Source organism: Streptomyces sp. NPDC096048 (assembly GCF_044763415.1).
Lineage (GTDB): Bacteria > Actinomycetota > Actinomycetes > Streptomycetales > Streptomycetaceae > Streptomyces.
Genome location: NZ_JBIWGG010000002.1, coordinates 20,494 through 45,799, shown reverse-complemented (window position 1 = coordinate 45,799; position 25,306 = coordinate 20,494). Strand labels below are relative to the sequence as shown.

Sequence of the window (25,306 nt, the reverse complement as noted above, 5' to 3'; positions counted from 1 at the left end):
GGCGATGCGTTAAATGGCCAAAGTGCGTCCTGTCCGCGTTCCGCGGGTGTGCATACGATGTGATCGTCGCGTGAATGACATGTGCACAACAGATGTGCAGGTCATTCAACTACATCCACCCCCCACTGACCGGAATGGGAGACCCATGGCCACCGGCCTGCTCCTGAGCGGCACGATCGCCGCGCTCCTCACCTCCGCGCTGCCCGCGCAGCACCAGCCCTCCGGCGGGTTCGAGGACCCGCCGCCGGACAAGATCGTCATCAAGGTCGCCACGGTGAACGGCTCCGGCTGCCCGCAGGGCACGGCGGCGGTCGCCGTCTCGGAGGACAACACCGCCTTCACCGTCACCTACAGCGACTACCTCGCCCAGGCGGGCGGCGACTCCGCGCCCACCGCCTTCCGCAAGAACTGCCAGCTCAACCTGCTCGTCCATGTCCCGCAGGGCTTCACCTACGCCGTGGCCAGCGCGGACTACCGCGGCTTCGCCGCCCTCCAGCCCGGCGCCAAGGGCACCCAACGGGCCTCGTACTACTTCCAGGGCTCCCCGAACACCGAGTACCGCACCCATCCCTTCAGCGGCCCGCTCAACGACAACTGGCAGGCCACCGACAGCACCGACTGGGCCCAGCTGGTCTGGGCGCCCTGCGGAGTGCAGCGCAACTTCAACATCAACACGGAGCTGCGGGTGAGCACGGGGACGTCCGACCCCGCCGAGGTGAGCTTCATGACGATGGACTCCACGGACGGGGACATCAGCACGGTGTACCACCTGGCGTGGAAGGAGTGCCCCGAGTCCTGACCGGTGACCGACGGCGGGTGTGGTCGCGGTCGCGGCCGATCACGGCCACGCCCGTGCCGCCGGTGACGTCGGCGGCGCGGGCGTTTTTTCGACGTGGACCACGACCGTCCCCCGGTTGACGGCGTACCCGCGCGGCAGGGCCCGCGCGTGCGCCGGTCCTCCCCGCGCGGTTGTGCGGGTCACGAACCGCTCGGCCGGCACAGGAGCGGCTTGTCCAGTTCGGAGCAGGGGCGGTGGCCCCGGGAGCGGATGATGTCCTTGCCGACCTCGTTGGCGAGGTAGCGCAGGAAGCCCGCGGCGATCGAGTCGGCCGGGGGTTCGCCGTAGGTGTAGGCGATCTCCGTCTGCCAGTACGGGTAGGCGCCCTCGTCGGCGCCCTCCAGGGTCGCTGGGTAGCCGTCGATGCGGACCAGCCGCACGTCGTCGCGGGCGGTGGCGGCGCCGACCTCGCTGTGGCCGAGGGCGCCGGGGATCGAGGCCACGGTGTCCAGCAGGCCGGGGGTGCCGCCGACCTCGCAACGGCCCGGCGTCTTCGCGTCCAGACTCTTGCAGTCGTTGGCCGTGGTCGCGAGCAGGGGTCTGCCGTCCAGGACCTGCTCCTGGAGCGTGGTGCGGGTACCGGAGCCGGGGTTGCGGCTGACGAGCTGGACGGGCAGGTCGTTGCCCTTCACCTGCTTCCAGTTGGTGATCTCCCCGGCGTAGATGTCCCGGACCTGCGTCAGCGACAGGTCCCGCACCCCGGTGTCCTTGTTGACCACCAGGGTGAACAAGGACAGGGCGACCGGTCTGGGCAGCAGTTGCGGGCGGCCGTCGGACTTGGGGCCGTCGCTGAACGACAGCCGGTCACCCAGGCCCTGGCCCTCCTCCGGCGCGGCCTTCCCGCCTGCCGCGGCGAGGGCGTCCAGACCCGGGACGCTGCCCTTGAAGGAGTCGTCGGTGAGCGGGATGCGGGCGTCCGTGCAGGTCTTCGTGTACTGCTCGGCGGCGCGCTCCAGGACCGGCTGGAAGGCCGTGGAACCCGACAGGTGCAGCGTCCCCTCGGCGCAGTCCAGCGGCGCGGCCGCGGCGTCCTCGCCGCGGGCGAACGTGGAGACGGACTGGGCCGCGCTCACCAGGACGAGCAGGGCGAGCAGCCAGCGGACCGGCCGGGAGGCGAAGGGGTAGTACTCGGTCTTCTTGATGGTTCCGCCGCGCACCCCGCCGACGACGCCCGCGGTGACGTCCGGGTCGGGGAAGTCGGTCTCGGTGAAGTCCGGGAGGCGGTCCAGGACCGCCAGTACCTTGTAGTGCGCCCGCCGGTTGAGCTTCACCTTGGGCAGCCTGATGACACCGTCCGTGGCCCCGAGGCCCGGCGTCCCCGGCGTGAAGAAGTCGCGCAGCACGGTGTGGCTGCACTCCGTCACGACCATGCCGACCACGCGGCGGCCCGGGAACGCCACGCGTATGCCCACCGAGTCGTTGGCGGGAGCCACGTAGTCCTCCTCGACTATCGGGGTCCAGCCGACGTTCTCGATGCGCAGCAGGACGACCGAGGGGTCGCGCAGGTCGGTGCCGTCCCACTGCATGCGCTGGAGCACCCCGGCCTCCGGCCCGGAGGAAGTGGCCGAGTCCCGGGCGCTGGTGTCCATCTGGACGCGGTAGCCGAGCCGTTTGCGGCCCGCGAGGAAGAACTCCCACAGGGCGGCGGTCACGGGCACGGCGAGGCCGAGCACGGCGATCACGAACTCCCACGGAACACCGTTCATTGACCGAGACTCCCGGGTCGGGGCGGAGGCGCATGGATGGGGAGGCCATGTTGTCCGGGCGTGAAGCTGCTCAACCGCGGGCGTGCCGACCGGCCGTCGGGAATTCATCGGTGCGTCACCTGTGAAACGTGGTGTTTTCCGGACGTTGGTTGCCGATGCCGCGCGGGCCATTGACGCGCAAGGGGTTCGATTCTACGTTCCGTCCGAAGTGGCGATCGATGTTCGACATACAGAACAGGAGCGTCTCCCCATGAGCCGCAAGAAGCGAACCGCACTCCTCGCTCTCCCCACCGCCGCGCTGCTCGCCCTGATCCCCACCACGGCTTCGGCGTATCCCAACCCCGGCCGGGTCACCGGCTCCGTGGTCACGCACGACCCGACGATGATCCGCACCTCGTCCGGGCAGTACCAGCTCTACGCCACCGGCGGCGGCATCAGCAGCAAGGCGTCCGCCGACCGCACGGCCTTCTCCGCGGGCGCCGACGCCTTCGGTTCCCGGCCCTCCTGGTGGTCGCGCTACTCCTCCGTCCCGGAGGCGTGGGCGCCCGACATCTCGTACCACGGCGGAAAGTACCTGATGTACTACTCCGTCTCGAAGTTCGGCTCCAACACCTCCGCCATCGGCCTCGCCGGATCCAGCACCGGCCAGCCGGGCAGCTGGAGCGACTACGGCATCGTCTACACCTCCAGCTCCTCCAGCGACTACAACGCCATCGACCCCAACCTCTTCGTCGACGACGACGGAAAGTGGTGGCTGTCCTTCGGCAGCTGGTGGACCGGCATCAAGATGATCCGGATCGACCCGTCCACCGGAAAGCAGCACGCCTCCGACACCGCCCGCCGTTCCCTCGCCTCCCGCCCGTCGGGCACCAAGGCCGTCGAGGCGCCCTACATCGTCAAGCGGAACGGGTACTACTACCTCTTCGCCTCGTACGACACCTGCTGCGCCGGCACCAGCTCCACGTACAAGGTCAAGGTCGGCCGGGCGACCAGCGTCACCGGGCCCTACCGCGACAAGAACGGCGTCTCCATGATGAACAACGGCGGGACGCCCGTGCTCGAGTCGCACGGCAGCGTCATCGGCCCCGGCGGCCAGTCGATCATGAACGACGTCGACGGCGACCTGATCGTCTACCACTACTACGACGGCAACGACAACGGCACTCCCAAGCTCGGCATCAACCTCCTGAACTGGAGCAGCGGATGGCCCGTCGCCTACTGACCCTGCTGGCCGCCCTGCTGCTCGCCCTCTCGCTCGGACAGCCCCCCGCGAGCGCGGCCACCTTCGCCAACCCGGTCAAGGCGCAGAAGGGCGCCGACCCCTGGATCACCCACCACGACGGCAACTACTACATGGTGACGACGAGCTGGACCGACGTCATCACCGTCCGCAGGTCGCCCACCCTCGGCGGGCTCGCCACCGCTCCCGGCGTGCAGGTCTGGAAGGGCGACGCGGCCTCCCGGTGCTGCAACATCTGGGCGCCCGAACTGCACTACCTGAACGGCCGCTGGTACCTGTACTACGTCGCCGGGCAGAACGTCCCCGACTACAACCCGACCCAGCGCAGCCACGTCCTGGAGAGCGCCGGGTCCGACCCCATGGGCCCGTACACCTACCGGGGGCAGCTCAACCCGGCCTGGATGCTCGACCCCACGGTGGCGACGATCAACGGTCGGCTGTACCTCTTCGGCAGCACGCACAGCGGGACCCAGAACATCGTCGCCGCGCGGATGTCGAACCCGTACACGGTCTCCTCCTCCTTCACCACCGTCTCCACGCCGACGCACGACTGGGAACGCTCGGGCGCCCCGGTCAACGAGGGGCCGGAGATCCTCCAGCGGGGCGGCCGGACCTTCCTCGTCTACTCCGCCAGCGGCTGCTGGACCCCCGACTACAAGCTCGGGCAGCTGGCACTGACCGGGTCCGATCCGGTGTCCGCGTCCTCCTGGACGAAGAAACCGACGCCGCTGTTCCAGCGCAGTGACGGCAACGGCGTCTACGGGCCGGGGCACAACGGCTTCTTCACCTCGCCCGACGGCTCCGAGAGCTGGATCGTCTACCACGCCAACGACGCCGCCTCGGAGGGCTGCGACAACGGGCGTACGGCGCGGGCGCAGAAGTTCGGCTGGAACTCCGACGGCACCCCGAACCTCGGCACACCCGTCCGGCTCGGGGCGAGCATGCCCGGACCCTCGGGCGAGCCGGCGTCCGTCTCGACCACGTACACGGTCACCAACCGCAACAGCGGCAAGTGCCTGGACGTGGCCGGGGGTTCGTCGGCGGACGGGGCAAACGTGGTGCAGTACTCCTGCAACGGCGGCGCCAACCAGCGCTGGCGCCTGGAGGACCGCGGCGACGACACCCACCGGCTGGTCAACGTGGCCACCGGGAAGGTGCTGGACACCGCCGACTGCTCGGCCGCCGACGGGGCCGACCTGCGGCAGTGGTCCTGGCTGGACAACACCTGCCAGCGGTTCCGGTTCCTCGCCACCGACGGCGGCCACGTCCGCATCGTCAACGAGGCCACCGGCAAGGTCGCCGACGTCGCGAACTGCTCGTCGGCGGACTCCGCCGACGTACGGCAGTGGACGTGGCTGAACAACGCCTGTCAGCAGTGGCGGCTGAACCCGGCGTGAAGCACGGTCCGCGCCCTCACCCCGTACGGCCCATGCCCGCCGGGTTCGGCCAGTTCTGCGGTCCCGGCCGGCCCGTCGCCGGGACCGACTCCAGCCCGTTGGTGCCCCTGACCTGGGCGGCCGTGAGGCCACCGCGGGCCGGGACGCCGGGCGGGGTGGGGCCGGTGGGCGCCGGGTACCGCGCCGCCGCGGCAGCGGGGGCCGGGGCGGGCGCGGGAACGGGGGCGGGTGCGGGCATGGGCTGCTGCGGGACCGGTGCCGGGTGGGGGACCGGCACCGGCCCGGGGTACGGCGCCGGCTGGGGGACCGGCGCCGGTTGCGGGACCTGCCGCGGTGCCGTCGGCACCGGCATCGGGCCGAGGGCGGCCGCGGCCGGGTCGGCGGGCACCGCGGCGGGGAGCGGCACGCCGGTGCCGACGGCCGGAGCGGCGACGAGCCCCGGGGTGCCGGCACCGGCGGCCTGAGCGGCGAGCCCCCGCAGTCCGGCCCCGTTGGTCTCGCTCATCAGCCGGTCCACCGCCGCCGTGCCCGAGCTGTAGCTGGTCCCTGGAGCGGGCTCGGGCACGGCGGCTCCCCTCCCGGCCCCGTAGAGCACCTGTTCCAGGCCGGACACCAGGCGTCGCACGTCGGCCTGGGGGCGCACCACGAGACGCAGGAAGCGGCTGGACGAACCGATCTTGTTGCCGCACTCACGGACCAGGACCCGGTGCTCGGTGAGCATGCGGTCCCGGACGACGGTGCCCTCGGCGCCCACGGGCAGACGCACGAAGAGGAAGTTGCCCTGGGAGGGATAGACGGTCAGGCCGGGCAGCGAGGAGAGCTGACCGGCCATCTCCAGGCGGTCGCGGCGGACCTGGTGCAGGCTCCGCGCGTACTCGGGCCCGTGGTCGCGCAGCATGAACACCACGTGCTCCGCGAAGGAGTTGAGGTTCCACTTGGGGAGCATGGCGCGCACCCGGCCCGCGAGCGCCGGATTGGCGACCAGGTAGCCGAAGCGGATGCCGTGCAGCCCGAAGTTCTTGCCGAGGCTGCGCAGGACGACGACGTTGGGGCGCAGCATCGCCTCCTGGACCACACTGGGCTCCGCCTCCGCGTCGGCGAACTCCAGGAACGACTCGTCGATGACGATCAGGTCCCGGTCGGCCATGGCGTCCATGAACTGCACGAGCGCGTGCTTGTGCAGGAAGCCGCCGTCGGGGTTGTTGGGGTTGCAGACGACGGCGACCCGGGTGCCGCGGACCCGGATGAACTCGGCGTACTGCGCGAGGTCGAGGGCGAAGCCGCTGGACTCCTGGAGCGGGAACATGTCGACCCGCTTGCCGGTCTCCATGGGCTGGTCGGTCCAGCGGCCGAAGGTGGGGACGGGGACGGCGAGGGACTCCCGGACCAGCAGATGGTCGATCCAGGTGATCAGCTCCGTGGAGCCGTTGCCCATCGCCACGCACTGCGGCGGCAGTTGGAGCAGGCCGCACAGTTCGGCGGTGATGGTGTCGGCGCCGCTCGGGTAGTACGTGATGATGTCGCGCAGCCGGGCGGCCATCTCGTCGAACATCGCCGGGGTGGGGAAGTACGGGTTGCAGGGGATGCAGAAGTCCACCGGGCCGGCGCCCGTCGCCTCGCCGCTCTCCCGCGTCAGCGCCGCCATCGACGGGCTGTGCGCCGCGGTGCTGCGGAACAACGAGGTGACGTTGCCGGACAAGAGAACCTCCGTAGGTGGGCGGCCCGCGCGGGGGAGCACGGGCCGCCCTTACATACGGAGGGGGGTGGGACGCCGTTCAACGCGTGTGAAGAAAGTGTGCCCTCACGCGTCGAACGAGTGCACCGTGGTCGTCCGGTACGTCTGCCCCGGCCGCAGCACGGTCGACGGGAACGACGGCTGGTTCGGCGAGTCCGGGAAGTGCTGCGTCTCCAGGCACAGGGCGTCGCCCTGCCGGTAGAGGGAGCCGCCGGTGCCGGTCAGGGTGCCGTCGAGGAAGTTGCCCGAGTAGAACTGCAGGCCGGGCTGGTCGGTGGCGATGCGCAGGGTGCGGCCCGAGGAGCGGTCGCGCAGGGTGGCGATGTGCTCGGGGCGGTCGGTGATGCCCTTGTCCAGCACCCAGTTGTGGTCGAAGCCCTTGGCGGTGACCAGCTGCGGGTGGGCGTCCCGGATGTCCCGGCCGATCGGCTTGGCCCGGCGGAAGTCGAAGGGCGTACCGGACACCTTCGCCAGCTCGCCCGTCGGGATCAGGCCCGCGTCGGTGGGCGTGTAGCGGGACGCGGCGATCGACAGCTCGTGGTCCTCGATCGTGCCGCTGCCCTCGCCGGCCAGGTTCCAGTAGACGTGGCTGGTGAGGTTGACGACGGTGGCCTTGTCGGTGGTGGCCTCGTAGTCGATGCGCCACTCGCCGCGCCGGGTGAGCGTGTACGTCACCTTCGCCCTGAGCGTGCCCGGGTAGCCCATCTCGCCGTCGACGCTGGTGTAGTGCAGGACCAGGCCGACGTCGGAGCCCGCGGCGAACGGCTCGACGTCCCAGACCCGCTTGTCGAAGCCCTGGGCGCCGCCGTGCAGGCTCTGCGCGCCGTCGTTGACGGAGAGCTGGTACGCCGTGCCGTCCAGGGAGAAGCGGCCCTGGCCGATGCGGTTGCCGTAGCGGCCGATCAGAGCACCGAAGTAGGGGCTGGAGGCCACGTAGTCGTCGAGGTTGTCGAAGCCCAGCGAGACGTTCTCGCGGCGGCCCCGGCGGTCGGGGACCTCCAGGGACTGGACGACGCCGCCGTACGACAGCACCTTCATCCGCGTGCCGCCGTTCTCCAGCGACCAGCGGTACACCTTCGTGCCGTCGGCGAGCTTGCCGAAGAACTCCTTCACCGGCTTCCTGCCTCCCGTGGCGTGTGCCGTGCCGCCGAGCGTGGCGGCGGTGATGCCCGCGGCCGCTGCCGATGCGATGACCGTGCGTCTGCTCAGTTCCATGTGCGGCTCCTCTGTTTCCGTGGAAAGAAGTCCGTGGAAGGAAGCGGGCCCCGCCTCTCGATCGGGCGGGGCCCGGAGTGACCTACGAACCGACCCTGCGCTTGTTCCACACGTCGAACCCGACCGCCGCCAGCAGCACCGCGCCCTTGATGACCTGCTGCCAGTCGGTGCCGATGCCGACGAGGTTCATCCCGTTGTTCAGCACGCCCAGGACCAGACCGCCGATGATCGCGCCGAGGACCGTGCCGACGCCGCCGCTCATCGACGCGCCGCCGATGAACGAGGCGGCGATGGCCTCCAGCTCGAAGTTGAGGCCGGCCTTGGGGGAGGCCGCGTTGAAGCGGGCGGCGAAGACCAGACCCGCCAGGGCCGCGAGCATGCCCATGTTCAGGAAGACCAGGAAGGTGACCTTCTTGTCCTTCACACCCGACAGCTTGGCCGCGGGCAGATTGCCGCCGATGGCGTAGATGTGGCGGCCGATGATCGCGTTGCGCATCACGTAGCCGAACCCGACGACCAGCACGCCCAGGATGAGCAGCACGACCGGGGCGCCCTTGTAGCTGGCGAGCAGCAGCGTGACGACGAGGACGGCGGAGACCAGCGCGACCAGCTTGAGCAGGAACAGCTTGGCCGGCGGCACCTCCAGGGCGAACTCCTGCTGCCGCTTGCGGTCGCGCACCTCCTGGAACACCACGAAGGCGATCAGCGCGAAGCCCAGCAGCAGCGTGAGGTTGTGGTAGTTGGTGTTCGGGCCGACCTCGGGCAGGAAGCCGTTGGCGATCTTCTGCAGGTCCTTCGGGAACGGGCCGAGGGTCTGGCCCTTCAGGAAGATCTCCGTCAGACCGCGGAAGAGCAGCATGCCCGCGAGGGTCACGATGAACGAAGGTATGCCGAGATAGGCGATGAAGAACCCCTGCAACGCGCCCGCTGCCGCACCGATGGCCAGGCAGAGCACCACCGCGAGCGGCCAGGGAAGGTCGTTGTCGACCATGAGCACGGCGGCCATCGAGCCGATGAAAGCGGTCAGTGAGCCGACCGACAGGTCGATGTGGCCCGCGATGATGACGAGCATCATGCCGATCGCGAGGATCAGGATGTAGCTGTTCTGCAGCACCAGGTTGGAGACGTTGCGCGGCAGCAGCAGGTCGCCGTCGGACCACACCGCGAACAGCACCACGATCAGGCCGAGGGCCATCAGCATGCCGTACTGGCGCATGTTGCGGCGCATGCCGTCGAGCACCAGCCGCAACAGGCCGCCGCCGGAGGCCGCTCCGTCCTTGCCGGGCGGCGCGGGGGCCGGGGTCTTGGCGGTCAGGTCCGTGCTCATCGGGTTACCTCTTCGTCCTTCTTGTCCTTCGTCATCCGACGCATCAGCGCTTCCTGTGACGCCTCGGCCCGCGAGAACTCACCCGTCAGCCGCCCCGCGGCCATCGTGTAGATGCGGTCGCACATGCCGAGCAGCTCCGGCAGTTCGGAGGAGATGAAGACGACCGCCTTGCCCTGGGCGGCCAGTTGGTCGATGACCGTGTAGATCTCGTACTTGGCGCCCACGTCGATGCCGCGCGTGGGCTCGTCCAGGATCAGCACCTCGGGACCCGCGAAGATCCACTTGCTGAGGACGACCTTCTGCTGGTTGCCGCCGGACAGCTTGCCCACCGGTTCGAAGACGGTCGGCGCCTTGATGTTCATGGACTTGCGGAAGTCCTCGGCGACCTGCCGCTCCCCGTGCTCGTCGACCACGCCCCGCTTGGCGACCTTGCCCAGCGCGGTCAGCGAGATGTTCCGGTTGATGGTGTCGATGAGGTTGAGGCCGTAGTGCTTGCGGTCCTCGGTGACGTACGCGATGCCGTGCCGCACCGCCTCCGGGACGGTCTTCGTACGGATCTCGGAGCCGTCCCGGAGGACCGTGCCGCCCGCGTACCTGCCGTAGGTGCGGCCGAAGACGCTCATCGCGAGTTCCGTGCGGCCGGCGCCCATCAGCCCGGCGATGCCGACGATCTCGCCGCGCCGCACCTCGATCGAGACGTCGTCGACGACCTTGCGCTGCTGGTCGATGGGGTGGTGCACGGTCCAGCCGCGGATCTCCAGGGCGGGCGCGGCCCCCTCCTCCGGATGGTGCGGGGTGCGCTCCGGGAAGCGGTTCTCCAGGTCGCGGCCGACCATTCCGCTGATGATCCGGTCCTCGGTCGTCTCCTCGGCCTTCACGTCGAGCGTCTCGATGGACTGCCCGTCGCGGATGATCGTGACCGAGTCGGCGACCCGGCGGATCTCGTTCAGCTTGTGCGAGATGATGATCGAGGTCATGCCCTGTTCCTTCAACTGAAGGATCAGGTCCAGGAGTTTGCCGCTGTCCTCGTCGTTGAGCGCCGCCGTCGGCTCGTCGAGGATGAGCAGCTTCACCTTCTTCGACAGCGCCTTGGCGATCTCCACCAGCTGCTGCTTGCCCACGCCGATGTCGGCGACGCGGGTCTCCGGGTGCTCGTCGAGACCGACCCGGCGCAGCAGCTCGGTGGCGTGCTTGAGGGTGTCGTTCCAGTTGATGAGTCCGCGCTTGGCGTGCTCGTTGCCGAGGAAGATGTTCTCGGCGATGGACAGGTACGGCACCAGCGCCAGCTCCTGGTGGATGATCACGATGCCGTGCTGCTCGCTCGCCCGGATGTCCTTGAACCGGCAGGTCTCGCCGTCGAAGAGGATGTCCCCCTCGTAGCTGCCGTGCGGATGGACGCCGGAGAGCACCTTCATCAGGGTCGACTTGCCGGCGCCGTTCTCCCCGCAGATGGCGTGGACCTCGCCCTGGCGAACGGTCAGTGTGACGTCCGACAGCGCTTTGACACCGGGAAAGGTCTTGACGATCGAGCGCATTTCCAGGACGGGTCCCGCCATGGTCGTGCCTTCCAATCCTTTTGGGGGCCCGGTTACTTGAGGTCGTCCGCGGAGTAGATGCCGCCCTCGATGAGGACCTTCTCGTAGTTGGACTTGTCGACGCTGACCGGCTGGAGCAGGTAGGCGGGGACGACCTTGGCACCGTTGTCGTACGACTTGGTGTCGTTGACCTCGGGCTTCTTGTCGTTGAGGGAGGCTTCGACCATGTTCGAGGCGACCTTGGCGAGCTCGCGCAGGTCCTTGAAGACGGTCTGCGTCTGCTGGCCCGCGATGATCGACTTCACCGAGGCGAGCTCGGCGTCCTGGCCCGTGACGACCGGCATGGACTTGCTGCCCGAGCCGTAGCCGTCCGACTTCAGGGCGGACAGGATGCCGATGGAGATGCCGTCGTAGGGCGAGAGCACCGCGTCGATCCGGGCGCTGCGGTAGCTGGAGGTGAGCAGGTCGTCCATGCGCTTCTGCGCGGTGCCGCCGTCCCAGCGCAGGGTGGTGACCTGGTTGAGGTCGGTCTGCTTGGACCTGACGACCAGATCGCCCTTGTCGATGTACGGCTTCAGGACGCTCATCGCGCCGTTGAAGAAGTACTTCGTGTTGTTGTCGTCGTTGGAGCCGGCGAACAGCTCGATGTTGAAGGGCCCCTTCTTGGAGCCGTCCTTCAGACCGAGCTTCTCGACGATGTACGTGCCCTGCAGCTCGCCGACCTTGCTGTTGTCGAACGAGGCGTAGTAATCGACGTTCTCCGTGCCGAGGATCAGCCGGTCGTAGGAGATGACCGGGATGTCGGCGTCCTTGGCCTGCTGGAGCACGTTGCCCAGGGACTTGTTGTCGATCGCGGCGATGACCAGGGCGTCCACGCCCTGCGTGATCATGTTCTCGATCTGGGAGACCTGCTGGTCCGGGTCGTCCTCGCCGTAGACGAGCTTGGTCTCGTAGCCCTTGGCCTTCAGTTCCTTCTCGACGTTGGCGCCGTCGGAGATCCAGCGCTCGGAGGACTTGGTCGGCATCGCGATACCGATGGTGCCGCCTTCGGCGCCGCCCTTGTCCTCCTCACTGCCGCCCTCGCTGTTCTGGCCGCAGGCGGTCAGCGTGAGGGCGAGGGAGGCGGCGGAGGCTATGGCTGCGAGTGCGGCTCTGCGGTTGCGCATGGTCATCATCCTTGATGTGGGTGCAGGGCTCGGTCTGGTGGTGCCAGGACGCGAAGGGAGCTGAGGGGGCGACCGAGAGGCAGGTGTGTGGGATTGTGCGCGGTCGTGTCTTCTTTTGTGAAGGAAGTTTCCGGAACGTTATGACGAGATCTCGAACCGGTTGAGCGAGCCCGGCTCGCGCGTGCCGAGCGGAGCCATGTCACCGTCCGCCCCGTGCCGCGCGAGCAGGTCCAGTGCGAGCCGGCCGCGCCGCACCCGCTCCTTGGCGGTGGTCAGCGTCAGTTCGCGCAAGTGGTGGCCGTACGGATAGATCCCGGGCGCCTTGGCGAGGCCGAACTTCAGATACAGCGGGGCGCCGCGCCGGACCAGCTCGGCGACCTCGTACATCCGCACGTAGCCGCCGAGGTCGTCGGGAGCCTCGATGTACATGTCCATCGGCGCGGCCGAAGCCCGCCGTATTTCCGTCAGGTGCTCGAGCGTCAGGTCGCTGGGCACGTTGATGGAGTCGGCGCCGAGCCGCTCGTACACCGCGTACGAGGCCGGGTTGACCGGCCCCACGAGCGCCGAGAGCTTGAGCGTGGTGTCGGCGGGGACGATCCCGGCCGACCGCGCCCGGTGCAGCGTCCACAGCACGCCCTCGTCGGCGACGAGCAGGCACTTGACGCCCAGCTCCGTGGCCCGCACGGCGTCCTCGACGCAGCCGGCGACCGCGTCGTGGCCGCGGGCCCGCAGGCCCGCGCCGCCCGAGTCGGTCCGGGTGGAGCCGCCGATGTCCCAGGTGCCTCGCGGGCCGGTGAACAGGCAGAGCTCGATGTCGCGTTCGGCGGTGGCCTCGACCATCTCGGTGATCTCGGCGTCGGTCAGCATCCACACGCCGCTGCCCTGGCTGATCCGGTGGATCGGCACGTCCAGCCGCGAGGACTCCTTCAGTACCACCCCCAGCGCCTCCGGGCCCTCGCAGGAGGGGATCTCGGTGCGCCAGCGGCCGCCGCCCGGGAAGGAGTGCGGCGAGGTGTCGGCGGGGTCGGGGGCGGGCGCGGCCAGGCCGAGGGCGGTGAGCGCCTGCTCACCGGGCCTGCGTGCGGCGGCCTTGGCGGAAGCGTCGGTCACAAGCTGTCCTTAGTGTTCGGTATTTCGGACGAAGTTCGCCGCTTTGGGCAGGGAGACACGCGGTTGGGTGTACGCCGGTACGGAGGCCGTCAGGTCGCCCCCGTACCGGCGTACGGCTCAGGGGCGGCCGTCAGGGACGCAACAGCACCTTGCCGACCTTCGGGTCGCCGGACCCCACCAGCTCGATGGCCTCGGCGAACTCCGCGAGCGGCAGCTCGTGCGTCACCAGCGGCCGCGGGTCGAGCAGGCCGGCCGCGAAGACCCGCACCGTGTGCGCCCAGGCGTCCGGCGGTGCCCCGAAGACGGTGTGCACCTCCAGCTGCCGTACGACCAGGTCGGTCGGGTCCAGCCCGTCGGCGCCCGGCGCCGGGATACCGGTCAGCACCAGCCGCCCGCCCCTGCGCAGCAGTGCGGCGGCGGTACGGGCGGCGTCGGCGGACCCGGCGGTCTCGATGACGACGTCGAAGTCGTCCGGGAGGAGCCGGTCCTTCGTCCGGAAGTCGGTCGCGCCGTACTGCCGCGAGAGCGCCTCCCGGTCTCCGCGCGTGCCCACGACCAGCAGCTCGCCCGGGGACGCGGCGCGCAGGAACTGCACGGCGAACATGCCGAGCGTCCCGGTGCCGACGACCGCGACCCGCTCGCCGGGGCGGGCGTTCGCCTTGAGCGCGGCGGCGGCGATGCAGGCGGCGGGCTCCAGCAGGGCGGCGGCGGTGAGGTCGGCGTCGTCGGGCAGGACGTGCAGGAGGCGGGCGGGCAGCGTCAGCGTGGGCGCCATCGCTCCCGGCTGGGTGAATCCCGTCTCCTCGTACCCCGCCGTGCACAGCGTCGTCTCGCCCGCGTGACAGCGGTCGCAGACCTGGCAGTTGCGGAACCCCTCACCGACCACCCCGCGCCCGACGAGGGACGCGGGCACCCCGGCGCCCACCCGCCGCACGGTCCCGGACCACTCGTGACCGGGGGTGAGCGGGTAACGCACGTACCCCTCGGGCCGGTTGCCCTGGTACACCTCGCGGTCGCTGCCGCAGATCCCGGCGGCGTGCACCCGCACCAGCGCCTCGCCGGGGCCGGGTTCGCGCGGCTCGTGCGGCACGAGCCGGTGCTCGCCCGGCGCCTCGATGACGACCGCGCCGCTCATGCCCCGGTGCCCTTGGGCTTGCGCTGCTCCCAGCCCTCGGCCCACAGGTCGAACCGCGCCTGCTGCTGCGGGAACTCGGCCGCGGCGTCGGTGTCCAGCTCGACCCCGAGGCCGGGCGCGTCGGACAGGTGGAAGCACCCGTCCTCCGGGTTCACCCGCGGCGCGCCCTTCACGACCTTCTTGATCTCCGCGTCCGCGAAGTCGTTGAAGTGCTCCAGGATCTTGAAGTTCGGTGAGGTGAAGCCGACCTGGAGGCTCGCGGCGGTCAGCACCGGCCCGCCCACGTTGTGCGGGGCCACCAGCGTGTAGTGGGTCTCGGCGGTGGCGGCGAGCTTCCGGGTCTCCCAGATGCCGCCGATATGGCCGACGTCGGGCTGGATGATGTCCACGGACTGGTCCTCGAACAGCTCCCGGAACTCGATCCGGTCGTGGATGCGCTCACCGGTGGCGACCGGGATGTCGACCTTCTCGGCGACCTTCCGCAGCGCCTTGAGGTTCTCCGGCGGGACCGGCTCCTCCAGCCAGGCCGGCTTGAAGGGCGCGAGTTCGCGCGCGAGCCGGACGGCGGTGGCGGGGGAGAAGCGCCCGTGCATCTCCAGCATCAGCTCGGCGTCGGGCCCGATCGCGTCCCGCACCGCCTCGATCAGCGACACGGCGTACAGGCTCTGCGCGTGGTCGAGCTCGAAGTGCCCGGTGCCGAACGGGTCGATCTTCAGCGCCCGGTACCCGCGCTCCATGACCCCCTGCGCGGCCTTGTGGTAGGCCTCCGGGGTCCGCTCGGTCGTGTACCACCCGTTGGCGTACGCCTTCACCTTGTCGGTGACCTTGCCGCCGAGCAGCTGCCAGACCGGGACGCCGAGCGCCTTGCCCTTGATGTCCCAGCAGGCCATCTCGACGACGGCGATACCGGACATCACGATCTCGCCGGCGCGGCCGTAGTCGCCGTACTTCATGCGGCGGACCAGGTCCTCGACAGCGAACGGGTCGGATCCGAGAATGTGGTTGGCCTCGGCCTCCTTCAGATAGCCGAGGAGGGCGTCGGTGTGCCCCAGCATCCGGGTCTCGCCGACTCCAGTGATCCCCTCGTCGGTGTGCACCTGGACGTACGTCAGGTTGCGCCACGGCGTCCCGACCACGTGTGTGCTGATTCCGGTGATGCGCACGGCGGTTGCCCTTCGCTATGTTCGATATTTCGTCACTCGTTCGAAATGCTGGCGTGACAGTAAGGAGGCGGCGGTCGGGGTGTCAATGGGTCGGACACATAACGGTTTCGACAGTTTCGAAAGCGGGAGCGGAGCGGTTCCGACCGCTTCCCCACACAACCTTCACAGCCACGTCTAGGAACGCGCCCGTCGCGGAACTTAACCTTCCCGCGTCATGGACTACTGCCACCCGTGCCGACGGCACCTCAACGGCGCCCTCGCCTGCCCGGGGTGCGGCGCACCCGTCGAAGAACTACGCGCGTCCGACCCGTACGTGACGGAGGGTGAGGAGCACCCGCCGCGAGTCTCCGACGAGACCGATGAGACTCATGCGGCCGACGCGCCGGCCGACGGGGCCCCCGGCGACGCCTCTCGCGGCGGGAGGGGCAGCCGCCGCGACCGCAAGGCCGCCGCACACCGCAGGCGCCGCCGCCGGACCCTGCTGATCACCGCGGGCTTCGTCCTGGCCGCCGGCGGACTGAGCCTCGCGGAACTCGGCATGGACGCCCCCGGCTCCCCGGCGAAGCCGGCCGCCGCCGGAGGCGAGACGACGGACGGCGGGACGACGCGCGAGGTGGGGGAGTCGTCGGCCGTACCGGCCGACGAGACGTCGAGGGCGACCTCGACCTCCGGCACACCGTCCCCCGACGCGTCCGCCTCGGCGTCGGCGTCGGCGTCGACCTCGGCCTCGGCCTCGGAGTCCCCGGACGCGGAGAGGTCCAGCACGGCGGACGAGGCCGAGGTCCCGTCGGCACCCCCGGGGTCGGCATCGGACACGGCCCCCACCCCGGACCCGCCGTCGACGGACCCGGAAGACCCGCCCCCGCCCCCGGCCACGACACCCGCCCCGACGACCTCACCGGACCCGACCCCCACCGAAACCTGCGACCGCTTCCTGTGGTGGTGCACGTAAGGGTCCGGCGTCCGGATCACGCCTGCGTCGCGGGGGCGCGCCCCGCCCCCTGGCGGCGGCGCCGGACCACCGGCGAACGCCGGTTCACTCCCCGAGCATCCTCCGCAACGCGTCCCGCAGGGCGACCCGCTCACCCTCCGACAACCCCGCCAGCGGCTCCCGTGCGAACCGCAGCGACTCCCGCAGCCCCCGCGCCACCCGTCGCCCCTCGTCCGTCGCCGCCGCCACCTTCACCCGGCGGTCGGCGGGGTCCGGGCGCCGCTCGACCAGTCCCCGCGCCTCCAGCCGGTCCACGATCCCGGTGACGTTCGACGGCTCGCACTTCAGCTTCTGGGCCAGCTTCCGCATCGGCAGCGGCTCCAGCGACAGCAGGCTCAGCAGCTTGGCCTGGGCTCCGGTCAGGGCGCGTTCCGCGGCCGCCTCCTCGTAGTCGGCGTGGAAGCGGGCCACGACCTCGCCGATCAGCTCGACGACTTCCAGGGTGAGCGCGTCCGGTCGGCGTGGGGTGTCGCGTGGTGTGGCCATGGAATCCAGGGTACCCATTTGTTTGACAACCTGAAATGTTCAGACGCATGGTTGTTTCAGAGCCTGAAACATCTCGGAAAGCCCCAGGAAAGGTTCCCCATGACCGACTCCCCCGCCCTCCCCGCCGTCAACCGCGAATGGCACCTGGTCAGCCGCCCGGTCGGCTGGCCCAAGCCCGAGGACTTCGCCCTCGTCGAGGCGGAGGTCCCCACCCCCGGTGAGGGCCAGGTACTGGTGCGCAACCTGTACGTCTCCGTCGACCCCTACATGCGCGGCCGCATGAGCGCCGCCAAGTCGTACGCCGACCCCTACGAACTGGGCAAGCCCATGCTGGGCGGCGCGGTCGGCGAGGTCGTCGCCTCCAACGCCGAGGGCTTCGCCGCGGGCGACCACGTCCTGCACTTCTTCGGCTGGCGCGAGTACGCCGCCATGGACGCGAAGAACGCCGTCAAGGTGGACCCGGAGGCCGCGCCGCTGTCGACGTACCTCGGCGTGCTCGGCATGACGGGCCTCACCGCGTACGCCGGTCTGCTGCGCGTCGCCGCGCTCAAGGAGGGCGACACGGTGTTCGTCTCCGGCGCCGCCGGCGCCGTCGGCAGCCAGGTGGGGCAGATCGCCAAGCTCAAGGGCGCCGCCCGGGTCATCGGCTCCGCCGGCTCGGACGAGAAGGTCAAGCTGCTCGTCGACGAGTACGGCTTCGACGCCGCCTTCAACTACAAGGACGGCCCGGTGAGCGAGCAGCTGCGCGCCGCCGCCCCGGACGGCGTCGACGTCTACTTCGACAACGTCGGCGGCGACCACCTGGAGGCCGCCATCGGCTCGCTCAACCTGAACGGCCGCATCGCCATCTGCGGCGCGATCTCCGTCTACAACAACACCGAGCCCGCGCCCGGCCCGAAGAACCTCGCCCGTCTCATCCAGACCCGAGGCCGCATCGAGGGCTTCCTGGTCGGTGACCACTACGACCTCCAGTCGCAGTTCGTCCAGGAGGTCGGCCCCTGGGTCCGCTCCGGCGAGCTGAAGTACCGCGAGACGGTCGTCGAGGGCATCGAGAACAACCTGGAGGCCTTCCTCGGCGTCCTGCGCGGCGACAACACCGGCAAGATGATCGTCAAGCTCTGACGAGCCGCGCGGGAAGAGCGGGAAGAGCGGCCTTCACTGGATTTCCGGCATGCGGTAGCGTCTTTCCGAAATCTGTCGTGATCGTGGGCGCGAGTCACGGCGAACCGAGGAGGAAGACAACCGCATGCCCATTCAGCAGTCCGAGGTCCTCTACACCGCCGTCGCCACCGCCGAGAACGGCCGCGACGGACGGGTGGCCACCGATGACGGCAAGATCGACGTGGTCGTGAACCCGCCCAAGGAGATGGGCGGCAACGGCGCCGGCACCAACCCGGAGCAGCTGTTCGCCGCCGGGTACAGCGCCTGCTTCCAGGGCGCGCTCGGCGTGGTCGCCCGCCAGGAGGGCGCCGACGTCACCGGTTCGACCGTCACCGCGAAGGTCGGCATCGGCAAGAACGACGACGGCTTCGGCATCATCGTGGAGATCTCCGCCGAGATCCCGACGGTGGACGCCGCCACCGCGCGGTCGCTGGTGGAGAAGGCCCACCAGGTCTGCCCGTACTCGAAGGCGACCCGCGGCAACATCACCGTGACGCTCGTCTGACCGGGCCGTCGCGTACGGCACGCCGGAGGCCGCACCCCGAGACGTGGGGTGCGGCCTCCGGCGCGTCTCACGCCGCTCGGGTGCCGAGCGCCGCCCCGTGCACCGCCGCCACCAGCCGCCCGTTCTCCGGCGCCGCCCCGCCGGGGTAGGCGCACCGGCGCCTGGTGTACCCGTACGCCAGCCCGCTGAACGGGTCCGCGAAGCCCTGGCTGCCGCCCGCGCCGCTGTGCCCGATCGCCCCGGCCCCCAGGAACGGGTACCAGGTGTCCGCCGTCGCCTCGAAGCCGAGCCCGTACGACCGGTGCGTCCGGGTCACCAGGTCGTGACCGACCGAGTGGAACTGCCCGAACTCCGCCACCGTGTCCGGCTTCAGCAGCGGCGCCTTGCCGTCCAGGTCTCCGATCGCCGCCGCGTACAGCCCGGCCAGCCCGCGCGCCGAGGCCACGCCGCCCACGGAGGCCGGACCCAGGGCGCGCACGACCGGCTCGTTGGGCAGGGTCTCCAGGTCGGTCGGGTGCGCCGCGTTGCGGTTGAAGGCGATCGCGGTGAGGGTGTGCGGGCCGTCCGGGAGCGGGTCCGGCGCCACCCGCTGCACCGGGGTGCGGACCACCGCCCGGGCGGTGCGGAAGCGGTGGTTCAGCGACGCCGGCAGACCCAGGTGGAAGTCCAGGTGGTGCGGGGCGCGGACCCGCTCCTCGTAGACCTCCTGGAGGGTGTGGCCCGTGGCCCGGCGCACCACCTCGCCCGCGAGGGCGCCCAGGACCAGCGCGTGGTACCCGAAGGCCGTGCCGGGGCGCCAGTACGGACGCTGGTCGGCGAGACGTTCGGCGATCACCCGGTCGTCGGCCAGTTCGGCGGTGCTGAAGCCGGTGTCCGTGCCGACCACGCCCGCACGGTGCGCGAGCAGGTCGCGCAGGGTCAGCGCGCCCTTGCCCTCGGCCGCGAACTCCGGCCAGTAGTAGGTCACCTTGCGGTCCAGCTCCAGGGTGCCCTCCTGCACCAGCATGGCGACCACCAGGTGGGCCGCGCCCTTGGTGGCCGAATGCACCCCGTACAGCGAGCCGGCGTCGGCGCCGTCGCCGGTCCACAGGTCGACGACCCGGCGACCGCGCACGTAGGCGCACAGCTGACCCTCGTAGTCCGGCCGTTCACCGGCCACGACCGCCGCGAACTCCTCACGCACCGCCTCGAAGCCGTCGGCGACGGTGCCGTGGATCCTCTGCGTCATCCGCTTCTCCTCACCAACTCGGCGGACCTCTGCGGGGCCGTTCGCCGATCGGTACGGCGGAATGACCGCGTTCGACTCAATCGCGGCTCCATCGGGGCACGGCGGTGCCGGTCCCCGACCGGTAGAGTTCCGCCCATGCGCGATCTTGGGGCGGGATTCGGCCATCTCCTGAAGGGCCAGCGCTGGGTGGCCCGGCACGGCAGGAGCTACGGCTTCGGGCTCCTCCCGGGCCTGATCACACTGGTGCTGTACGCGGCGGCGCTGGTCGGCCTGGCGCTGTGGGGCACGGACCTCGTCGCCTGGGCGACCCCCTTCGCCGACGACTGGTCGAGCCCCTGGCCCGGCCTCTTCCGCGGCTTCCTCACCGCCGTCCTGTTCGCCCTCGCCCTGCTCCTGGCCGTCCTCACCTTCACCGCGGTCACCCTGCTGATCGGCCAGCCCTTCTACGAGAGCCTCTCCGAGCGGGTCGACCGCGACGTCTCCCCGGACGGCACCGCCCCCGAGTCGAACCTGCCGCTCTGGCGCGAGCTGTGGGTCTCCGGCCGCGACAGCCTCCGGATCCTGCTCCGCGCCGCCGTCTGGGGCGTGCTGCTCTTCGCCCTCGGCTTCATCCCGGTCGTCGGGCAGACGGTGGTCCCGGTGGTCGGCTTCTTCGTCACCGGTTTCTTCCTCACCGAGGAACTCGCCTCCGTCGCCCTCCAGCGCCGCGGGGTCGAACTGCGCGAGCGCCTCGCCCTCCTGCGCTCCCGCAAGATGCTGGTCTGGGGCTTCGGCACCCCGCTGAGCGTGTCCTTCCTGGTGCCGTTCGTCGCGGTGTTCCTGATGCCGGGCGCGGTCGCGGGCGCCACGCTCCTCGCCCGCGAACTGCTGGGCGAGGAGACCCGCGACGGCGACGACCGCTCCGACGGCGGCTCCGCGGACCCGGCGGTCAGCTCCGGCCCGATTGGTCGGACTTCGACGCGCTGACCGCCACGGCCACGATCGCCCGCGTCTGCGCCACGATGTCCAGCCGGTTGCGCACGAACGCGGGATCGCTGACCGCCCCGGTCGCCGGGTCGGTGTTCCCGGCCCCGAACCGCAGCACCGGCGTGTGGACGTGCCCGCCCGGCAGCGTGGCGCCCAGCCCGAGCCGGTCCCGCAGCAGGGTCGCCCGGTAGGCGATCTCGTTGGAGAGGTAGTCCCCGCCGCCTCCCGCGCGGGCTGTCGAACCGGGCGTGGGCCCGTCCGGCCGTACCACCGGCTCGGTGCCTCCCGCCGGGATCTCGGTCACGCTCGTGTTGTCGTACACGGGGAAGCGGCCGGTGTCCGAGGCCGTGATCGCCTCGTACGGCAGTGTGGTCGTCGTCCACTGCGGCTGCGAGGCCGGGTCGGTGACGGGCACCGTCTCCGTGCGGGAGACGTTCTCGTTGTCGGGGAAACCGCCCCGCCAGGCCCCGTTGGTCCGCTCCACGTCGAACCGCCCGACCCGGCCCTGGCTCACGGTCGTGAACAGATCCACCCTCGGCAGGTACGGCCGCAGGGCGCGCTCCACCGCCCCCTCCGCGAAGTCCCGCCAGCGCACCGGGAACACGGCCGTCTCCACCCGGGCTGGCCCGTCCGGTGTGTCGATCACCGTGCCGTCCAGGGCGAGCGCGGCGGCGCCGGACGGGTTGGAGATCCGGATGTCGCGGTCCAGGGTGAAGGGGTCGAAGCCGGTGAGCAGGACCCGCTTCACGCCCTTGCCGCGGGGGAGGCGGATGTCGCCCTGGCCGCGCGAGGCGCGCTCCAGTTCCCCGAGCAGCGCGGCCCGCTGCCGCCCGGTCAGCCCGAATTCCGGCTCCCAGGTGCGCAGTTCCCGGGTCATCCCGAGCCGCGCCCAGTACAGCGGCCGGTCGTCGTCCCGGCTGAGGTCCCCGCGGGCCGGGCCCCGCCCCTGCACCCGGTCCACCGCGCGCCGCCACAGCGCCGAGCCCTCGCGCGCGACGAGGCGCCGGGCCTCGCGGTAGGAGTCCGTCCGCCCGAGCCCACGGGCGAACGCCGGCCCCACCGAGGCGAATCCGGAGCGCCGCAGGATCTCCTGGGGCACCTCCCCGTCGAGCCGCCGCTCCTCGGCGGTCGGTGCGGAGACGGTGGCCGGGGGCGCCGCCGTGGCCGTCGCCGGGGCCGCGAGCCCCGCCACCAGGGCCAGTCCGAGTACGCCGATCCGAACGCGTATGTGTGTCAAGGGAGTTCAGGTCCTTCCGTCGCCGTGGGGTGCGCTGTGGGACGGCGGCAGTATCCCGTGACGGAAGGGGCGTGCGCCATGGGGCGTGGCGGCCGGTCGGTGGCCGTTTGTGAAGGGTTCGTACGAACCGGCGACCGGACGCCCGATCATGGACCACCGGATCACCGGGGCGATTACCGTCTGACGCGGGACCGCCCACGGCGTGCCCCCACGAACAGCCCCGGCCCGGGACCTGACATCCGGGCCGGGGCTCAGTACCGGGACCCGGCACCGGGACCCGGCACCGGGACCCGGCACCTGGGGGAGCACCGCACGGGCTACCCACCGCACGGGCTACCGCACCGAGAACCCGTACACCGTCTCCGAGCGGAAGACCTCGCCGGGCCGCAGCACCGTGCTCGGGAACTCCGGCCGGTTCGGCGAGTCCGGGAAGTGCTGCGTCTCCAGTGCGATGCCGTCCCCGGGCGCGAACGGTTCGCCCAGGTGGTCGGCGGTGTACAACTGGAGTCCGGGCTCGGTCGTCGCCACCGTCAGCACACGCCCCGACGCCGGGTCGTACAGCTCGGCGACCTCCACGGCGGTGTCCGTCACGCCCTTGTCGAGGACGAAGTTGTGGTCGTAGCCGGAACCGACCTTGCGCGCCCGCCGGAAGTCGAAGCGCGTGTCCGCCACGTCCCGCGTGCCGCCCGTCGGGATCAGGTCGGCGTCGACCGGCGTGATCCGGGAGGCGGCGAGCCGCAGTTCATGGCCGCCCGCGTGCCCGGCGCCCGTCCCGCCCAGGTTGAAGTAGCTGTGGTTCGTCGGGTTCAGCACCGTCGGCGCGTCCGTGACCGCCTCGTACGCGATCCGCAGCGCACCCGACTCGTCCAGCGTGTACGTCGCCGAGATCTCCACGCGGCCCGGGAAGCCCTCCTCGCCGTGCGGACTGACCCGGCTCAGCCGGACACCGTGCGCGCCCTCCCCGACGGGCTCCACGTCCCACACGCGCTTGTCGAAGCCGCGCTCACCGCCGTGCAGCGAGTTCGGCCCGTTGTTGAGCGCCAGCGTGTACGACCGCCCGTCCAGCGGGAAACGCCCGCCCGCGATCCGGTTGGCGTACCGCCCGACGAGCGCGCCGAAGTAGGGCTCCGGGTGCGTCACATAGCCGTCCAGGTCCGCGAACCCCAGCACCACACCGGCGGCGTTCCCGTCCCGGTCCGGGACCTCGGCCGACTGCACGATCCCGCCGTACGACAGGACCCGTACCCGCACGCCGGCCCGCTCCAGGGTCCAGCGGTGGACGGGGGTGCCGTCCGAAAGTGTGCCGAAGAGTTCGCTCATGTGCGGAACTCTAGGACACGCCGCCCAGGTCAGAGTGGGTCAGGGCTGCTTCGCGGTGACCGCGCGGTACGCGATCTCGGCCAGCCGGGCCTGGCCGTCCACACTCGGGTGGAACCAGTCCCAGCGGCTCAACTGGCCGGTCCCGAACCGGTACTCGTGCACCGCGCCGCCGTCGGTGCGGCACAGCCGGTCCTTCGCGCAGACCTCCCGCAGCACCTCGTTGTAGTCCTCCACCCGGTCCCGCACGGTGTTCCGCCGCAGCGTCGCCGCCGAGTCCATGGAGTCCGCGTCGCCCAGCATCGACGGGCAGATGCCCAGCTTCCACACCTGCTTGCCCAGCGGGTTGGTGCGTCCCTGCGACCAGAGCCGCTTCAGGTCCGGGATGCTCGCCACGTACACCTGCGCCTTGGGCAGGCTCTCGCGCAGCACGCCCATGGCCTCCTCGAACCGGTCCCGGAAGTCGGCCACCGACGTCATCGCCGAGGTCGTGGCCCGGCAGGCGTCGTTGGCCCCGACCATCACCGCGACCAGCTCCGGCTTCCGCGCCGCCGCCCGGGTCACCTGCCCGGGCAGGTCCGCCATCCGGGCGCCGGTGACCGCGTAGTTCCAGCTCCGCTCGGCCGCCTCCGCCTTCCCCAGCAGCCGTACGGCGAGACTGTCGACCTCGGCGCTGCCGCCGGTCGCCCACGAGACCTCCGGGCAGTCCGACAGGACCGAGCAGGCGTCGAAGCCGCGCGTGATGGAGTCGCCCACCGCGGCGACCGAGTCGGGGCTCGTGTCCCAGGCGGGGGAGGGCTTCGGCCGCTTCGACGCGGAGCCGGACGGGTCGGGGGAGTCGCCGCCGACGGCGTCGCAGCCGGCCACGCCCAGGACGGCGGCGGTCACCACGGCGAGCGCGGCACGCGAACGGCGGCGGCCGACACGCGAACGTCGATGAGCGACACGCGAAAGCCGACGACCGACAGGCGTCCTCCGGCCCGTCCGCTGACCCATACCGGTCCCACCCCTCGCCTCGTGCCTCCAACGTCCTCAACCCATGACACCGCGCCAGGGTTCCCGAGGGCGCGGATGCAACGGCTCACACCCGCACAAGCGTCCTGCCGGGTGAATGGCGGAGGTTTGTCGGCACCGGGACCGACGGTACGTCACACTCCTTGCCCCGTCGCACGGTAGCCTCGCCATCAACGTGGCCCGCCAGGCCACAACCGTTCCGCCCGTTCCGAGATGTCCCGCTCAGCCCGGAGGTTCCGGTGACGACACGTGGAGTTCTGTACGTGCACTCCGCGCCGCGCGCGCTCTGCCCGCACGTCGAGTGGGCCATCGCCGGGGTGCTCGGCACGCGCGTCGGCCTGGACTGGATCCGGCAGCCCGCCGCGCCCGGCACCTGGCGCTCGGAGTTCTCCTGGCAGGGCCAGGCCGGCACCGCCTCCAAACTCGCCTCCGCACTGCGCGGCTGGCAACTGCTGCGCTTCGAGGTCACCGCGGAGCCGTCCGCGAACGCCGAGGGCGAGCGCTACAGCTGCACCCCCGAGCTCGGCATCTTCCACGCCGTCACCGGCATCCACGGCGACATCATGATCCCCGAGGACCGGCTGCGCGCCGCCCTGGTCCGCTCCCGGCGCGGCGAGACCGACCTGGAGTCCGACGTCGCCAAACTCCTCGGCAAGCCCTGGGACGACGAACTGGAACCCTTCCGCCACGCGGGCGAGGGCGCCCCGGTCCGCTGGCTGCACCAGGTGGTCTGAAGCGCCCCGAAGGGGCGCGGGTCTTCGCCGATGTGCGGCTCCGCCGCGTACGCGCGATTGGCCGCGTACGACCCGCACCCGGCATCCCGACGGACGACGA

22 protein-coding genes are annotated in these 25,306 nt (G+C 71.0%); 8 read left to right on the top strand and 14 right to left on the bottom strand.

Annotated features, from left to right (window positions below; translation table 11 throughout):
• The first annotated feature begins 145 nt into the window (after positions 1-145).
• Positions 146-799, top strand: a complete 654-nt coding sequence (locus tag ACIQ6R_RS04755) for a DUF4360 domain-containing protein (RefSeq protein WP_404175041.1) — start codon at positions 146-148, stop codon at positions 797-799.
• Positions 800-978: 179 nt separating this feature from the next.
• Here the strand turns inward: ACIQ6R_RS04755 and ACIQ6R_RS04750 are convergent, their stop codons facing one another.
• Positions 979-2,544: a substrate-binding domain-containing protein gene (locus ACIQ6R_RS04750; RefSeq protein ID WP_404218725.1), complete on the bottom strand. Its 1,566-nt coding sequence runs from the start codon at positions 2,542-2,544 to the stop codon at positions 979-981.
• A gap of 250 nt (positions 2,545-2,794) precedes the next feature.
• On the opposite strand from ACIQ6R_RS04750, the gene ACIQ6R_RS04745 reads away from it, so the two are divergent.
• Entirely contained in the window at positions 2,795-3,766 is a 972-nt protein-coding gene (locus ACIQ6R_RS04745) for an arabinan endo-1,5-alpha-L-arabinosidase (RefSeq protein WP_404218723.1), read from the top strand.
• Entirely contained in the window at positions 3,748-5,181 is a 1,434-nt protein-coding gene (locus ACIQ6R_RS04740) for a family 43 glycosylhydrolase (RefSeq protein ID WP_404175035.1), read from the top strand. The genes ACIQ6R_RS04745 and ACIQ6R_RS04740 overlap by 19 nt, the downstream gene beginning before the upstream one ends.
• Positions 5,182-5,197: 16 nt before the next feature.
• Here the strand turns inward: ACIQ6R_RS04740 and ACIQ6R_RS04735 are convergent, their stop codons facing one another.
• The 8 genes from ACIQ6R_RS04735 to ACIQ6R_RS04700 form a co-directional block, all read right to left on the bottom strand.
• On the bottom strand, positions 5,198-6,880 hold the full coding sequence (locus tag ACIQ6R_RS04735) for a pyridoxal phosphate-dependent aminotransferase (protein WP_404218721.1): 1,683 nt from the start codon (positions 6,878-6,880) through the stop codon (positions 5,198-5,200).
• Between the two features lie 102 nt (positions 6,881-6,982).
• The gene (locus tag ACIQ6R_RS04730) at positions 6,983-8,131 is read right to left on the bottom strand and encodes an aldose epimerase family protein (RefSeq protein ID WP_404218719.1); all 1,149 of its coding nucleotides are present in this window, start codon (positions 8,129-8,131) and stop codon (positions 6,983-6,985) included.
• An 82-nt stretch (positions 8,132-8,213) separates the two neighbouring features.
• Positions 8,214-9,458 (bottom strand): multiple monosaccharide ABC transporter permease, encoded by a 1,245-nt coding sequence (gene mmsB, locus ACIQ6R_RS04725; protein ID WP_404175027.1) that lies wholly within the window; start codon positions 9,456-9,458, stop codon positions 8,214-8,216.
• On the bottom strand, positions 9,455-11,014 hold the full coding sequence (gene mmsA, locus ACIQ6R_RS04720; RefSeq protein ID WP_404175024.1) for a multiple monosaccharide ABC transporter ATP-binding protein: 1,560 nt from the start codon (positions 11,012-11,014) through the stop codon (positions 9,455-9,457). The genes mmsB and mmsA overlap by 4 nt, the downstream gene beginning before the upstream one ends.
• A 32-nt stretch (positions 11,015-11,046) precedes the next feature.
• Positions 11,047-12,159, bottom strand: a complete 1,113-nt coding sequence (gene chvE / locus ACIQ6R_RS04715; RefSeq protein WP_404175021.1) for a multiple monosaccharide ABC transporter substrate-binding protein — start codon at positions 12,157-12,159, stop codon at positions 11,047-11,049.
• Between the two features lie 138 nt (positions 12,160-12,297).
• Positions 12,298-13,269 carry a hypothetical protein gene (locus ACIQ6R_RS04710; RefSeq protein WP_404218717.1) on the bottom strand — a complete coding sequence of 324 codons (972 nt, stop codon included), beginning with the start codon at positions 13,267-13,269 and terminating at the stop codon, positions 12,298-12,300.
• 130 nt (positions 13,270-13,399) lie between these two features.
• Entirely contained in the window at positions 13,400-14,404 is a 1,005-nt protein-coding gene (locus ACIQ6R_RS04705) for a zinc-binding dehydrogenase (RefSeq protein ID WP_404175015.1), read from the bottom strand.
• Positions 14,401-15,567: a mandelate racemase/muconate lactonizing enzyme family protein gene (locus ACIQ6R_RS04700; RefSeq protein WP_404175012.1), complete on the bottom strand. Its 1,167-nt coding sequence runs from the start codon at positions 15,565-15,567 to the stop codon at positions 14,401-14,403. The genes ACIQ6R_RS04705 and ACIQ6R_RS04700 overlap by 4 nt, the downstream gene beginning before the upstream one ends.
• Positions 15,568-15,781: 214 nt before the next feature.
• Between ACIQ6R_RS04700 and ACIQ6R_RS04695 the strand changes: the two genes are divergently transcribed.
• Positions 15,782-16,519 (top strand): hypothetical protein, encoded by a 738-nt coding sequence (locus ACIQ6R_RS04695; protein WP_404218715.1) that lies wholly within the window; start codon positions 15,782-15,784, stop codon positions 16,517-16,519.
• Positions 16,520-16,603: 84 nt separating this feature from the next.
• Here ACIQ6R_RS04695 and ACIQ6R_RS04690 read toward each other — a convergent pair whose 3' ends face one another.
• Entirely contained in the window at positions 16,604-17,044 is a 441-nt protein-coding gene (locus ACIQ6R_RS04690; RefSeq protein ID WP_375919930.1) for a MarR family winged helix-turn-helix transcriptional regulator, read from the bottom strand.
• Between the two features lie 99 nt (positions 17,045-17,143).
• Here ACIQ6R_RS04690 and ACIQ6R_RS04685 point away from each other — a divergent pair, with 99 nt between their 5' ends.
• Both ACIQ6R_RS04685 and ACIQ6R_RS04680 read left to right on the top strand, forming a co-directional pair.
• Positions 17,144-18,166 (top strand): NADP-dependent oxidoreductase, encoded by a 1,023-nt coding sequence (locus tag ACIQ6R_RS04685; RefSeq protein ID WP_404175006.1) that lies wholly within the window; start codon positions 17,144-17,146, stop codon positions 18,164-18,166.
• 124 nt (positions 18,167-18,290) lie between these two features.
• Positions 18,291-18,710, top strand: a complete 420-nt coding sequence (locus ACIQ6R_RS04680; protein ID WP_404175004.1) for an organic hydroperoxide resistance protein — start codon at positions 18,291-18,293, stop codon at positions 18,708-18,710.
• A gap of 67 nt (positions 18,711-18,777) precedes the next feature.
• On the opposite strand, the gene ACIQ6R_RS04675 is transcribed toward ACIQ6R_RS04680, so the two are convergent.
• Positions 18,778-19,938 carry a serine hydrolase domain-containing protein gene (locus ACIQ6R_RS04675; RefSeq protein WP_404218713.1) on the bottom strand — a complete coding sequence of 387 codons (1,161 nt, stop codon included), beginning with the start codon at positions 19,936-19,938 and terminating at the stop codon, positions 18,778-18,780.
• 135 nt (positions 19,939-20,073) lie between these two features.
• On the opposite strand from ACIQ6R_RS04675, the gene ACIQ6R_RS04670 reads away from it, so the two are divergent.
• A complete protein-coding gene (locus ACIQ6R_RS04670) occupies positions 20,074-20,904 on the top strand; it encodes an EI24 domain-containing protein (protein WP_404218711.1) in 831 nt (276 codons plus the stop codon).
• Here the strand turns inward: ACIQ6R_RS04670 and ACIQ6R_RS04665 are convergent.
• The 3 genes from ACIQ6R_RS04665 to ACIQ6R_RS04655 form a co-directional block, all read right to left on the bottom strand.
• On the bottom strand, positions 20,867-22,141 hold the full coding sequence (locus tag ACIQ6R_RS04665) for a pyroglutamyl peptidase (RefSeq protein ID WP_404218709.1): 1,275 nt from the start codon (positions 22,139-22,141) through the stop codon (positions 20,867-20,869). The genes ACIQ6R_RS04670 and ACIQ6R_RS04665 overlap by 38 nt on opposite strands.
• Before the next feature lie 333 nt (positions 22,142-22,474).
• Positions 22,475-23,461 (bottom strand): aldose epimerase family protein, encoded by a 987-nt coding sequence (locus tag ACIQ6R_RS04660; protein ID WP_404218707.1) that lies wholly within the window; start codon positions 23,459-23,461, stop codon positions 22,475-22,477.
• 39 nt (positions 23,462-23,500) lie between these two features.
• Complete coding sequence (locus tag ACIQ6R_RS04655) at positions 23,501-24,349, bottom strand: SGNH/GDSL hydrolase family protein (RefSeq protein ID WP_404218705.1); 849 nt, start codon at positions 24,347-24,349, stop codon at positions 23,501-23,503.
• 362 nt (positions 24,350-24,711) lie between these two features.
• Between ACIQ6R_RS04655 and ACIQ6R_RS04650 the strand changes: the two genes are divergently transcribed.
• Entirely contained in the window at positions 24,712-25,206 is a 495-nt protein-coding gene (locus ACIQ6R_RS04650) for a DUF3145 domain-containing protein (RefSeq protein WP_404174986.1), read from the top strand.
• The last annotated feature ends 100 nt before the right edge of the window (positions 25,207-25,306 follow it).